Source organism: Sulfurimonas sp. (genome assembly GCF_014859695.1).
Lineage (GTDB): Bacteria > Campylobacterota > Campylobacteria > Campylobacterales > Sulfurimonadaceae > Sulfurimonas.
In genome coordinates this window covers 16,803-29,787 of record NZ_JACUTS010000019.1, presented here as the reverse complement: position 1 = coordinate 29,787, position 12,985 = coordinate 16,803, and the positions used below count along the sequence as shown (strand labels likewise).

The 12,985-nt window shown below is 38.6% G+C and carries 12 protein-coding genes; 9 read left to right on the top strand and 3 right to left on the bottom strand.

The genetic code is table 11. The annotated features are described in order from the left end of the window. The first annotated feature begins 10 nt into the window (after positions 1-10). The 9 genes from gltB (at position 11) to IBX42_RS05425 (ending at position 11,306) form a co-directional block, all read left to right on the top strand. On the top strand, positions 11-4,450 hold the full coding sequence (gltB, locus tag IBX42_RS05465; RefSeq protein WP_294929991.1) for a glutamate synthase large subunit: 4,440 nt from the start codon (positions 11-13) through the stop codon (positions 4,448-4,450). A 2-nt stretch (positions 4,451-4,452) separates the two neighbouring features. Further along, on the top strand, positions 4,453-5,838 hold the full coding sequence (locus tag IBX42_RS05460; RefSeq protein WP_294929988.1) for a glutamate synthase subunit beta: 1,386 nt from the start codon (positions 4,453-4,455) through the stop codon (positions 5,836-5,838). 115 nt (positions 5,839-5,953) lie between these two features. Further along, positions 5,954-6,802 (top strand): acetyl-CoA carboxylase, carboxyltransferase subunit beta, encoded by an 849-nt coding sequence (accD, locus tag IBX42_RS05455; protein ID WP_294929985.1) that lies wholly within the window; start codon positions 5,954-5,956, stop codon positions 6,800-6,802. Then, on the top strand, positions 6,802-7,365 hold the full coding sequence (locus tag IBX42_RS05450) for a thiamine phosphate synthase (RefSeq protein WP_294929982.1): 564 nt from the start codon (positions 6,802-6,804) through the stop codon (positions 7,363-7,365). The genes accD and IBX42_RS05450 overlap by 1 nt, the downstream gene beginning before the upstream one ends. Further along, a complete protein-coding gene (locus tag IBX42_RS05445; protein WP_294929980.1) occupies positions 7,362-7,820 on the top strand; it encodes a 23S rRNA (pseudouridine(1915)-N(3))-methyltransferase RlmH in 459 nt (152 codons plus the stop codon). Before IBX42_RS05450 ends, IBX42_RS05445 begins: the two co-directional genes overlap by 4 nt. A 9-nt stretch (positions 7,821-7,829) precedes the next feature. Further along, positions 7,830-8,180 (top strand): RNA polymerase-binding protein DksA, encoded by a 351-nt coding sequence (dksA, locus tag IBX42_RS05440; RefSeq protein WP_294929977.1) that lies wholly within the window; start codon positions 7,830-7,832, stop codon positions 8,178-8,180. A gap of 10 nt (positions 8,181-8,190) precedes the next feature. Further along, complete coding sequence (locus IBX42_RS05435; RefSeq protein WP_294929974.1) at positions 8,191-9,207, top strand: hypothetical protein; 1,017 nt, start codon at positions 8,191-8,193, stop codon at positions 9,205-9,207. Positions 9,208-9,222: 15 nt separating this feature from the next. Beyond that, entirely contained in the window at positions 9,223-10,176 is a 954-nt protein-coding gene (dusB, locus tag IBX42_RS05430) for a tRNA dihydrouridine synthase DusB (RefSeq protein ID WP_294929971.1), read from the top strand. Then, the gene (locus IBX42_RS05425) at positions 10,170-11,306 is read left to right on the top strand and encodes a hypothetical protein (RefSeq protein ID WP_294929968.1); all 1,137 of its coding nucleotides are present in this window, start codon (positions 10,170-10,172) and stop codon (positions 11,304-11,306) included. The genes dusB and IBX42_RS05425 overlap by 7 nt, the downstream gene beginning before the upstream one ends. Before the next feature lies 1 nt (position 11,307). Here IBX42_RS05425 and IBX42_RS05420 read toward each other — a convergent pair whose 3' ends face one another. Genes IBX42_RS05420 through IBX42_RS05410 form a run of 3 tightly spaced genes read right to left on the bottom strand, consistent with a single transcriptional unit; the run spans position 11,308 to position 12,953 of the window. Further along, entirely contained in the window at positions 11,308-12,195 is an 888-nt protein-coding gene (locus IBX42_RS05420) for a hypothetical protein (RefSeq protein WP_294929965.1), read from the bottom strand. Beyond that, the gene (gene fliN / locus IBX42_RS05415) at positions 12,192-12,530 is read right to left on the bottom strand and encodes a flagellar motor switch protein FliN (RefSeq protein ID WP_294929962.1); all 339 of its coding nucleotides are present in this window, start codon (positions 12,528-12,530) and stop codon (positions 12,192-12,194) included. Before fliN ends, IBX42_RS05420 begins: the two co-directional genes overlap by 4 nt. After that, entirely contained in the window at positions 12,531-12,953 is a 423-nt protein-coding gene (locus tag IBX42_RS05410; protein ID WP_294929960.1) for a chemotaxis protein CheX, read from the bottom strand. It abuts the gene before it with no gap. Positions 12,954-12,985 lie beyond the last annotated feature (32 nt).

Genomic DNA, 12,985 nt, shown 5'->3' with positions numbered 1-12,985 from the left:
AGGAGTTAATATGGTTGAGCATCATGATTTATTGAGATCATTTAAAGATAATTGTGGTTTTGGGCTTGTTGCAAACATCAAAAACATAGCATCACACAAAGTTTTAAATGATGCGGTGACTGCATTAGAGAGAATGATGCATCGCGGAGCGGTGGCAGCTGATGGAAAAACAGGAGACGGAAGCGGTCTGCTTTTTTCTCTTCCTGAGGAGTTTCTTCGCAAAGAGGCTATGAAAGAAGGCTTGGAGCTTCCAAAACAGTTCGCTGTGGCTTCAGTTTTTACAAAAGATTTGAAACATTTAGATGTTATAGAGGAGATTTGTGAGGCAAATGATCTCAAAATCGTACTTCGCAGAGATGTACCTGTAAACAGAGATGCTCTTGGAGAACAGGCTCTTGTCACACTTCCAACAATTATTCAACTATTTATTACTCCAAACTCCATCATGGCAACAAACAGATTTGATGCACTTTTATACCTTTCGCGTAAAGAGAGTGAGCGCAAGCTCGTGGATGATAGAAATTTCTATATAGCCTCTATGAGCTCAAAAGTGCTTTCGTACAAAGGGCTTGTTATGCCTACGCATATTAAAGAGTTTTATATAGATTTGCAAGATGAGAGTTTTAAAATCTCATTTTCACTCTTTCATCAAAGATTTTCGACCAATACGCTTCCTGAGTGGAAACTTGCTCAACCATTTCGCGCAGTTGCTCATAACGGCGAGATTAACTCTGTTGAGGGAAATCGTTTCAACGTAGAGATAAAATCAGAATCGATAAAAAGTAAAGTTTTTACGGACGAGGAGATTCAAAGGTTGCTGCCTATTTTACAGCCAAGATCTTCAGATAGCGCATCTGCTGATAACTTTTTTGAGTTTTTACTTATAAACGGCATGGACTTTTTTAAAGCTGTGCGTGCGGTTATTCCGGCTGCTTGGCAAAATGCTCCGCACATGGATCCTGAACTTCGTGCATTCTATGAGTTTCAATCCACCGTTTTTGAAGCGTGGGACGGACCTGCCGCATTTTCCGTTACGGATGGAAGATATATTGGTTGTGTGCTTGATAGAAACGGACTTCGTCCATCAAAATATATCATCACAAAAGATGATACGCTTCTTATAGCAAGCGAGTACGGTGTTGTCGACATTCCTGAAAAAGATATCAAAGAGAGAGGTCGCCTTCAATCCGGAGAGATGATAGGACTTGATCTTAAATTTGGAAAAATCTTTAAAAATAGCGAGATTAACGACTACCTAAAAAGCTCAAACCCGTATATGAAGTGGCTAAATGAGCATATGATCTACCTTCAAGAACATGTCGTAGACCAATACATGTCGACTTCTACATATACAAAAGAGGAGCTTATAGCAAGACAAAGATATTTCAATATCACGCATGAAGTTGTAGAGCAGGTTATAGAGCCTATGATTTTAGAAGGTAAAGAGGCTGTCGGATCAATGGGAGACGATACTCCTCTGGCGGCTTTTTCAAATAAGCAGAGAGCGTTTAGCGACTTTTTCAAGCAGAAATTTGCACAGGTTACAAACCCTCCGATTGATCCGATTAGAGAGAGAGTGGTTATGAGTTTAAATACGGGCTTTGGAGAGGTTCATAATATCCTTGATGAAGTCCCTTTTCATGCGCATCGTCTTAAATCAATCTCCCCGATTATTACAAGCGAGAAGTTGACTATTTTAAAATCATTCGGGGATAAAAAATCGCCTAGTTATCAAGATTTTTACCGTAACAAAACATTCTCTACGGCGTATGAGAAAGATTTGAAAAAATCTCTTGATGCTTTAGTCGAAAATGTTGTTGACTCCGTAAAAAATGAGGGTACGAGAATTATCATACTCAATGATAGCGAGTTTAGTAAAACAAAGAAAATAATCCCTATGGCAATGGCTATCGGACGTCTCAACACTGCTCTTTTGAGAGCAAAAGTACGTCATCTTGCCTCTATGGTTGCAGTGAGCGGCGAGGTATATGATTCTCATAGCGCGGCAGTTCTTATAGGTTATGGCGCTAACGCAATACATCCTAAGCTCTTAGCAGAGACGGTTATTGAGCATACAAAGAGATCTAATGCTATTGGGATGGAGTGTAATGTCGCACTGAAGGCTGTTCATGGCTCACTGAATGCAGGTATACTTAAAATAATGTCTAAAATGGGTATTTCAACTATTGCATCGTATAGAAATGCAGGTCTTTTTGATGTAATCGGTCTTAGCCGCGAGATAGTAGGCGAATGTTTTGGTGCTTCAAACTCCGCACTAAACGGACTTGATTACAGTGATATAGATGAAAGACTTACAAAGCATCATGCAGAGGCTTTTGAAGAGAGTGGATTTAACAGAATATTCCCGTTAAATATCGGCGGATACTATAAGTTTTATAACGAGCAGGAGCATCACGATTTTGGACCTGCCGTTATACATGCCATCCATGCGACTGCAGAGAGCGGAAGTAAAAAGGATTACGAAAAATTAAGAGATTTGGTAAATAAAAGAGGTCTTAAATTTATTCGTGATTTCTTTGAGATAAAGTCCGATAGAAAGCCGATAGATATCTCTGAAATTGAGCCAAAAGAGGTTATTTTTAAGAGATTTGCTTCAGCTGCTATGAGTCTTGGTTCTATAAGTCCTGAAGCACATGAGACGATTGCGATGGCGATGAATAAAATCGGAGCGCAGTCAAATTGTGGAGAGGGCGGAGAAGACTCGGAGCGTTTTGCAACTGAGAGAAATTCAAAAATAAAGCAGGTCGCTTCTGGACGTTTTGGAGTAACTCCTGCGTACCTTAGAAGTGCTGAAGAGATTCAGATAAAAGTAGCACAAGGGGCAAAACCGGGCGAGGGCGGACAACTTCCTGGGCATAAAGTTTCAGCACTTATAGCAAAACTTCGTCACACAGTTCCTGGTGTGACGCTTATTTCACCACCGCCACATCACGATATCTACTCGATTGAAGATTTGGCACAGCTTATTTTTGATGTGAAGCAGGTAAATCCAAAGGCAAGAGTTGCCGTAAAGCTGGTTTCAACCATTGGTGTGGGAACAATTGCTGCAGGTGTTGCAAAAGCGTATGCGGACAAAATCATTATCTCAGGCGGAGACGGCGGAACGGGTGCTGCACCTCTTACTTCAATTAAATTCGCAGGAAATCCGTGGGAGCTAGGACTTAGCGAGGCACATAACGCACTAAAAGCAAATAATCTAAGAAGAGCTGTTGAGCTTCAAACAGACGGAGGTTTAAAATCTGGTCTGGATGTAGTAAAAGCAGCACTGCTTGGTGCTGAGAGCTATGGTTTTGGAACGGGAGTTTTAACTATCGTGGGTTGTAAAATGCTTAGAATCTGTCATGTCAACAAGTGTTCAGTGGGTATTGCTACGCAAAATGAAAAACTTCGTCAAGACTTTTTTAAAGGACATGTTGAGCAGCTTGTAAACTACTTCACTCTTTTAGCCGAAGATATCCGTTCTATTATGGCGGAGCTTGGATTTAAAACGATGCAGGAGATGATAGGAAGAAGCGATATGTTGAAAGTGGTAGATGACGATTTTGCTAAAAAGTTCGATTTTAGTGCAGTTTTACATCAAGAAGAGGGAGTAAATACATGTCAACAACTTTTTAATTCTCCGTTTGATGATAATGCATTTGAAAAAGATGTTCTCAATGAGGTGATGAGCGCTATCAAACATCCAGAGTATCCGGTAAGAATCAGCAAAAATATTACAAACGTAAACAGAAGCTTTGGTGCACTTATCAGTGGTGAAATCGCCGAGTATTACGGTGATAAAGGCTTACGCTCTGATACGATTAGAATTAATCTCACAGGTATCTCAGGACAAGCACTCGGTGCCTTTTTAATTCACGGGGTATCAATCTATCTAAGCGGTGTCGCAAATGATTATATCGGAAAAGGCATGCATGGAGGTAAGATAATTATTACCTCTAAAAACAGTGGCGAAGCGTTTGCAGCCGGAGGAAATACTTGCCTTTATGGTGCGACTGGCGGAAAGCTTTACATTTCAGGAAGCGTGGGTGAGAGATTTGCAGTCCGCAACTCAGGAGCACTTGCTATCGTTGAGGGAACGGGCGATAATGCTTGTGAGTACATGACAGGCGGCGTTGTAGTCATTTTAGGGCGTACTGGGATTAACTTTGGTGCAGGCATGACGGGCGGAATCAGTTTTGTTTATGATATGGAACATAGATTTGTTGAAAATGTAAACAGTGAGCTTGTTGAGCTTGTTAGAATTGACACCGATGAGACGGACGAGGCAAGACATTACCTCAAAAAACTTCTCAAGGATTATGTTGTTGAAACACAGAGTCAAAAGGCAAAAGAGCTGCTTGATAACTATAGAGTAGAGGTAAGAAACTTCTGGCTCGTAAAACCTAAAAATTTAACAAAACTGCCTATGAACCTAGAGATTGGAGATTAATCATGAGAGAGTATTTAACAACTGAAAGAATAGAAGCAAAAAAAAGATTAGTCGTAGAGAGAACAAAAGATTTCGGCGAGATTTATGAGGTTTTTGACAAGAGCGAAGCGGCAACGCAGAGCGAGAGATGTATCCAGTGCGGAGACCCGTTTTGTCTCAACAAATGCCCTCTTCATAACTATGTTCCGCAGTGGCTAAAAGCGGTAAGCGAAAAAGATTTGGAGTTTGCTTTTAAACTATCAAATGAACCTTCTCCTTTTCCTGAAGTTATGGGAAGAGTCTGTCCGCATGATAGACTTTGTGAGGGCGACTGCACACTAAACGACGGTCATGGTGCCATAACCATAGGCTCCGTTGAGACATTTATCACAGAAGAGGGATTTAAGGCAGGATACAAGCCGGATTTTCCTGGGATCACAACCGATAAAAAGGTGGCAATCATCGGAAGCGGACCTGCGGGGCTCTCTGCTGCTACATACCTTTTGCGCTCAGGCATAGCAGTAACCGTTTATGAGAGAAGTGATAGAGCCGGCGGACTGATGACCTACGGAATTCCAAACTTTAAACTTGACAAAAAAATAATAGAGCGACGTGTAAAGTTTCTTGTAGAAGCGGGCATGGAGCTTGTGTTAAATTGTGAAGTTGGACGTGATATAACTTTTGAAGAGATTGCAAATAAGCATGATGCGATGTTTATCGGTATCGGTGCAACAAAAGCAAAAAAAGCTTCTATAAACGGCGAGCAGGCGCCCAATGTCTATAAGGCGATGGATTATCTAACTGCGATTCAGAGAAAAATTTTCAAGCTCTCTTATGACAAAAAGTTTGATTTTAAAGATAAAAATATTGTTGTAGTCGGCGGTGGAGATACTGCAATGGATTGTTTGAGAACCGCTAAGAGAGAGGGCGCGAAGAGTGTTACCTGTCTATACAGACGCGATGCGCACAATATGCCCGGAAGCCAAAAAGAGTATAAAAACGCTATGGAAGAGGGTGTTGATTTTACATTTTTTGTCTCTCCAAAAGAGATAATTTTAAATGATAAAGGCAGTGCCGTGGCTGTTGAAGTCATAAAAACCACTCTTGGTGCAAAGGATGAGAGCGGGCGTCAAAAGATGGAGGAGATAAAGGGAAGCGAGTACAGAGTAAATGCCGACATAGTCATTATGTCGCTTGGTTTTGACCCCGAAGTTCCTTCATTTTTGGCGGAAAACGGTATTGGTACCAACAAATGGGGCGGCATCATTATAAATGAAAAGACGCATGAGACAACAACTGCCGGAATCTATGCCGGTGGTGATTGCTATAGAGGTGCCGATCTTGTAGTAACTGCCGCGTATGACGGACGTGAAGCGGCTAGAAGTATAGTAAAATCACTGCTTAAATAGTTACAATTCCTCGTATGCACATTTTTTGTGTATACGGAATCCTCATCACTTAAAATTATAAAAATAAAGTATAAATTCGATATAATTCCCGCCATTATGTATAAAAGGATAATTTTTGAACTTACTTAGCATTTTTTCTAGAAATAAAAATAATATAAAAGAACCAGTTAAAAGTGAAGCTCCAGCGCATTGGGTGAAGTGTAAATCATGCCAATCATTGATGTACTACAAAGAGGTTGAAAACCAAAAACATGTCTGTCCTAAATGTGGTTACCATATCAGAATAGGCGTTAAAGAGAGGATAGAACTTTTAGCAGATGATGGAACGTTTGTAGAGTATGATGATAATTTAAGACCAATAGATCCACTCAAATTTACAGATAAAATATCATATAAACAGAGACTCAAGGACGCAGAGGCAAAAACAGGTAAAACTTCATCTGTCGTAAGCGGTGAGTGCGAAATGAACGGAGTTCCTGCTCAGCTTGTCATCTTTGATTTTGCTTTTATGGGCGGTTCTTTAGGCTCTGTTGAGGGTGAGAAAATTGTCCGCGCAGTAAATCGTGCCATAGAGAAGAGACAAGGGTTGATTATCCTTAGTGCAAGCGGGGGTGCCAGAATGCAGGAGAGTACTTTTTCACTGCTTCAGATGAGTAAAACCTCTGCTGCTTTAGCAAAATTGGCAAATCACAACCTTCCATACATCTCAGTGCTTACCGACCCTACAATGGGTGGAGTAAGTGCTTCATTTGCAACGCTGGGTGACATTATAATCGCCGAGCCGGGAGCTTTGATTGGTTTTGCAGGGCAGAGGGTTATTGAGCAGACAATCGGTTCTGCTCTTCCGGATGGGTTCCAGCGGGCAGAATTTTTGCTTGAAAAAGGCTCAATCGATATGGTTGTAAATAGAAACAATCTCAAAAAAACACTCTCAGACCTCCTAACACTTCTAAAAGTTGCATAATGCGTCTTTACGCACTCTGCGACCAAGATCTTCTAGATAAGAGAGGGTTATCTTTAGAGGATTATATCCGCATTGCTAAAGAGCAAAATGCAGAGATAATCCAGTACCGCAATAAAAGTGCGGATTTGCACTTCATCAAACAGCAGCTTATTAAAATCAGAAATATATACAACGGCTTTTTAATAGTAAATGATGCCTATGAGCTTATAGATTTTTGTGATGGTGTGCATGTCGGACAAGAGGATTTAAGAGCAATAGACCCAGATCCGATAAAAGCCGCAAAAATCTTAAGAGAAGTTGTTAAAAAAGATAAGATTTTAGGTATCTCTACTCACAACAAAGAGGAAGTTCTGCAAGCAAATGAGATGGACTTAAACTATATCGGGTTAGGTGCATACAGAAATACAAACACGAAAGATAACGTAACAACAATTCTTGGAGATAGATTAGACGAGATAGCTTCACTCTCTAAACATTATGTAGCGGCAATCGGCGGAGTAAAAAAGAGTGATAAGTTCTCACATGTGACATATCATGTCATAGGCAGCGGACTTCTTTTATGAATATAGAGATAGTCTCGATTGCAAAAAAAGAGCGTTCTACTTACGATCCTCTCTATAAAGAGCTTATAAAGATGATTTCTCGCTTTGCAACAGTAGACGACACAGAACTTTTTAACAAAGATGTAACAAAAGCACACACTATCTCACCCGAAGCTTCAAAACAGGCTTATTCAAAAATTTTAGAACCCTATATATCGAAGGGTTTTAACATTGTATTGCATCCTGATGGAAAAATTATTGATAGTTATGAATTTAGTAAGCTATTAGATGGTAAAATTGCGGTTAAATTTTTCATAGGCGGAGCTTACGGCTTTGAAGATGAATTTTTAAAGAAGAGCGACACCGTTATAAGTCTAGGAAATATAACCATGAGTCATAAAATTGCAAAGGCTGTTTTGCTTGAGCAGATTTATAGGGGATTTTCAATTTTGAGCAATCACCCATATCACAAATAAGGAAAGTCAGTGCAAGGTAGCGAGTTAAAATATTTTAAAGAGATTTTAGAGAGTAGAAAAGAACAGATAATCAAAAATATAAAAGGCGTGAATGACGAACTCACTCAGCTAAGTATGTTGGAGCTTAACGATGAGGGTGATCATGCGTCTGTAGATAACAGCTCTATGGTTGAGAGTGCTATTGTAAGACAGCAGGAGAAAGAGTTAAGAGAGATTAACGTAACTTTAGGAAAAATTGCATCCGGTGATTATGGAATATGCGAGATGTGTGAAGACCCTATCGGGTTTCAAAGATTAAAAGTTAAGCCTCATGCGATATACTGCATTGATTGTAGAGAGATCGTAGAAAAATCTAAATAAAGGGTAAATAATGCATATTAAAAAATACACAATAGCAGCGTTAATATTAATTGTTCTAGTAGGATGGTACGTCTATGCTTTTATAACTCAAGAGAGTATAGGCTTTGAGTTTTTAGGCATTACGTTGCCCTCATTTTCTATTGCACTTTGGGTAGTTATCCCTATGATAATATTGTATGTTGCCAGCGTTATTCATATGCTTTTTTACTCATTCCTAGGCACACTGAGAAGACGCAAGTATGATAAAGACTATGAAAAAATCGTTGATGCGATTATAGATGCTTATCTTGGAAAAAAAGAGCGTTTCAACTCATTTAAAACGGACAGATACAAGCTTTTGGGCACTATTGTTGATAATGCTACGATTTTTCCTATTGGAGAGTTTGACGCTGATATTGAGAACAAAAAACTAAGGGACGTTCTTTCTCTTATAAACTCAATCAGAAACGGTGAAGTAGTTGAGTTAAGAAAGTACTCTCTCCTGCCCTCTAATGAGTTGGTGATTCAAAATGAGAGAAACAGATATAAAAAGGGCGATATTAGCGCTGAAAATATTCTTAGCGACAAGAGCAGGTATGATATTAATTTACGCAAAGAGGTCTACGTTGATTTTGTAAAAAATGCACCGTTTTACGCTATAGAGAAGTATAAAGATGCGTTTAGCAAAGAGGCTCTTTTTGAGATACTCTCAAGAATAAATGCAGACAAACGCACTCTAGAGGCATCTAACGATTCATTGCTTGCACTGTTTCATAATCTTAAGCTAGACTCAAAAGATTACATAGAGGCTTCAAAAAAACTATCCAAATCAATGCTTCCTGAACAGAGAATAAAATTATTTGAATCACTGAGCACTGAGGATGAAGCCGCAACGGAAGCCTACCTCTTTACTCTTTTTGATTTAGAGATGCTCTCTCCCGCAAAAGAGATACTTGACATATCTCAACCTAACGAATATCTGACTTTTAAAGCGTATAGCGCACTGAGAGATTGTGGAAAACATTTTGATATTAATCTCTTTATATAGCTTAGTAAATATAAAATGAGTGAAAAATTATCTTTTAAAAAGCCTATATTCGTATTAGCGCCGCTTGCGGGTTATACGGACTTGCCTTTTAGAAGTGTTGTTAAAAAATTTGGAGCAGATTTGACGGTTAGCGAGATGCTTAGCTCAAATGCTCTGGTTCACGGTTCCCTTAAAACACTCAACATGATACAAAAAAACCCAAACGAAGATCCATACTCTGTTCAGATTGCAGGCGCTGAAGTTGATGTCATCCGCCGAGCCGTTGAGATACTAAATGAGCAAGAGGGAATAGACATAATCGACCTAAATTGCGGCTGTCCAGTGCCAAAGGTCGTCGGACATGGAAGCGGAAGTTCTCTGCTTCTTAACCTTCCTTTGATGGGCGATATTATAAAAACAATCAAAAATACCTCAAACAAAAGTTTAACAAGCGTAAAAATAAGACTTGGTTTTGAGGAGAAAAACCACATAGATATAGCAAAGAGAGTAGAAGATAGCGGCGCAGATTTTTTAGCGGTTCATGGAAGAACACGCGCAGGAAAATTTAAAGCCGCAGTTGATTACGATGCGATAAGGGAGATCAAAGAAGCTATTAAAATCCCTGTAATTGCAAACGGCGATATAGACTCTTATGAAAAAGCAAAGTGGGTACTGGAGCATACCGAGGCTGATGGCGTCATGATTGGAAGAGGGGCTGTCGGTGCTCCTTGGATATTCCATCAGCTCAAATCAGGCAGTGAATTTATTGACAAAAACATAAAGCATGATATAATCATGGAGCACTTTGATAAGATGATAGAGTTTTATGGTTCTCATGGAGTATCCATGTTTAGAAAACATACTCATACTTACTCTAAAGGTTACCGAGGTGCATCAGCACTTAGAGACAGTATAAACCGTATATCTGACATAAAAGAATACCGGGCTGTCATAGATGACTTTTTTAGTAGTAATGAGATAATTTGTTAAAAATCAGTAAATCAATAAAAACATTAGATGAGAGTGATATTGGAGATAATTTACTACACTATGATTACAATGTAAAACATCTCTTATCTTTGATAAGAAGAGGCATCAGCAAAGACGATTCCCTTTTTTTAAGTTCATACCGCTCTTTTGAGGGCGAAGTTTTTGAAAATTTCATCTATGAAAAACTCCTTATCTATGCCGTAGAAAATGATAATATAGAAAAGTTTGTACTTAAAGGTTTTCATCAAGATAAAATCAAAGCACATGCAAATACGCTCTCAATAAGTGAAAAACAACAGATTGTTTATAGAACAAAAAGCAGAGAGATAAGCGAATTTGATGCGATGTTTATTACAAAAAACAAAGAGCTCTACTTTGTGGAGATGACTCTTGTCAAATCTGTACTTAAGCTTAGAAAAAGACTTAGAAAAAAGAAGGCGCTTCTTGAGCTGATTTTTCCAAACTATGAGATAAAAGCTCTTATTATTTTAAATGAGGGAGCTACCGGAGTTAGGCAATTACCATCTTACTGTACTGTTTGGCTGACGGAAGGCTTTTTGGCAAATGAAGTGCTTGAGTATATTGTAGATACGGATGCTAAAAAATTGATGCCAAAAAAGAGAATCAAATCTCCCAAGATGATAGAGGCGCACTCTCTGAAACTCTACCCTTTTAGATACTACAACACTATCTCTTGGATTACAAAAAGTATCAATAGTAATAAAAAACACATATTAGACATGAACTTTTTAATGAGTGAAAAGATTCAGAGATACCATGATTTGTACAATAAATTTTATATCGGTTATATAGATGCGGCACAAATGAGAGATGAATTAAAACTAGATAAGAGCTGTGAAGATGACAGGCGCATAATTGTAGCTCTTGAAAAAAAACACTCTGATGAGATAGTGCTTACATACTATATACAGCAGACCCGCAAAACCCTATATCTCTACTCTTTTGAAGGTAATCAAGTCATAAAAGAGAAGAAAGACCCATACGGTATTACAGTGACTGAAGTCTATCATATAAGCAAGATGATGGATGAGAAATATAAACTAACCACGACAAATATAAACACAATTAAGAAGCTCTTAGAAAATAGATTTAACCAAGACGCCTCTTAATCTAAGCCCTATATTTCACAGATGCAGCTTTCTCTTTATAGGACTGCAAATACTCTTTTGAATCTTCGCTGCTACTATTTAAAAAACTCTCCAGCTCTTGATGTCTGCTTTGTAAAATAGACTCAAAATCATCCTGTGTTGTCGGTCTGTTGTGGGTAAATTTATCAAGTAGAATATTGTTTTTACCCATAAGCACAAGATAGCTCTGCTCGCCAAAATCAAGCATGACTACACTGTTTTGCTCATTTAGTGATTTCTGAAATCTTATGCTTACATCATCAGAGAGGGTAGGCTGTTTTGGCTTTGCTTGCTCATTGTTATTGTTCTGGGCAAAAAGCCATGAAGATGTTTTTTTAGAGTTTTGCGGAGTTGAGACTCTTTTTTTGATATAAAAAAGTATAACTATACCTATAATTAGTATTGTTATTACTAAGTAGTAACTCTGCGATATGTTATCACTCTTTTTTGTCGGAAGAGAGGAAAGTAGAGGAGCTTCTGTTTCTTGTGGCTGCGAAATGCTTTTTTCTGCCGGCTCTGCGGTTGTAAATCTTAATCTGAGTCCATATGAGTCGGATGTCTTTGATGCTTGAAGATTGATAGAAGGGGGTACAATCGCCGCAATTTGCGTATAGCCGGACATAGGCGTAATTGTAATTGCTTTTATATATTTTGATGAGAGCTTTTTTATTTTTGTAGACTCTATGGAGGCATCTTCAAGTTTTATCAAGATGCTGGAGTCGCTTGTGTTTTGCTTTATAACACCTTCATACGGAGTGTCAAAGGTAATCATAACATCAACTCTGTCTGTTCTGTCATAGATGTTATAGCTTAAAATTTTTGAAGCGTACAGAGAAAGCGGAAGCAGGAAAATTAAGAACAGTTTTATCATAGTCTCTCTTTGGCAAGATGGTATAGGACGGCGCTTGAGTCTAGTATCTCATTTATACGGATAGCAAGGTTCTTTTCATACACCATAACCTCGCCTTTTCCTAAAATACGTCCGTTTACATAAGACTCAACACTCTCTCCCGCAGGTTTTTTAAGGTCTATTATAGAACCTTTTGTAAGTTTTAATATATCGCCGATAGATAGTTCGGTCTCTCCAAGTTCGGATACAAACTCAACTTCCATGTCCAGAAGACCGGAATAGTCCATCCAAGAGAGCTCTTTTTCCGGGTCAAAAGTGAACTCTTTGGCTCCATACTTTCGTCTTTTTTTATTCAACTATAGTTCCTTAATAGCGATAATCATCTCATCGTCTTCTACTCTTAAGACTTTTGCTCTGTCGTATATAAAATCAAAAATATCAATCTTTTCAAAATAGGGAGTAGACATAGTGTAAGACTCAGAGTCACTCTCACTTGCGAGAACTTTTGCACTCCCGATAATCAAGTTTGCAGTCTCAAGCGTCATGTCTATCAAAGTCTCCTCATCACTATCGCGCTCTTCTAAAAGAAGCGTGGATATTCTCTGCGCGAAATTCGGTGTCGCTCCGATATAAACTCTGTGTTTAGTTCCATCAATGCTTTGTATATCAATATAAGCAATAACTGTTCTCATTTGAGTGACATTGTCGTGTAGCTCATACGGTAGCCTGATTTGATGGACACAAAAATTTTTTGAAGCTTCAATGATTGTATTTAACATTTTTACACCCTTATTTGGCTAAATTATACTTT

Coding starts and splice junctions, on each gene's coding strand:
- gltB (WP_294929991.1), top strand. CDS start 11: ATGGTTGAGCATCATGATTTATTGAGATCATTTAAAGATAATTGTGGT.
- IBX42_RS05460 (WP_294929988.1), top strand. CDS start 4,453: ATGAGAGAGTATTTAACAACTGAAAGAATAGAAGCAAAAAAAAGATTA.
- IBX42_RS05450 (WP_294929982.1), top strand. CDS start 6,802: ATGCGTCTTTACGCACTCTGCGACCAAGATCTTCTAGATAAGAGAGGG.
- IBX42_RS05445 (WP_294929980.1), top strand. CDS start 7,362: ATGAATATAGAGATAGTCTCGATTGCAAAAAAAGAGCGTTCTACTTAC.
- IBX42_RS05435 (WP_294929974.1), top strand. CDS start 8,191: ATGCATATTAAAAAATACACAATAGCAGCGTTAATATTAATTGTTCTA.
- dusB (WP_294929971.1), top strand. CDS start 9,223: ATGAGTGAAAAATTATCTTTTAAAAAGCCTATATTCGTATTAGCGCCG.
- IBX42_RS05420 (WP_294929965.1), bottom strand. CDS start 12,195: ATGATAAAACTGTTCTTAATTTTCCTGCTTCCGCTTTCTCTGTACGCT.
- IBX42_RS05410 (WP_294929960.1), bottom strand. CDS start 12,953: ATGTTAAATACAATCATTGAAGCTTCAAAAAATTTTTGTGTCCATCAA.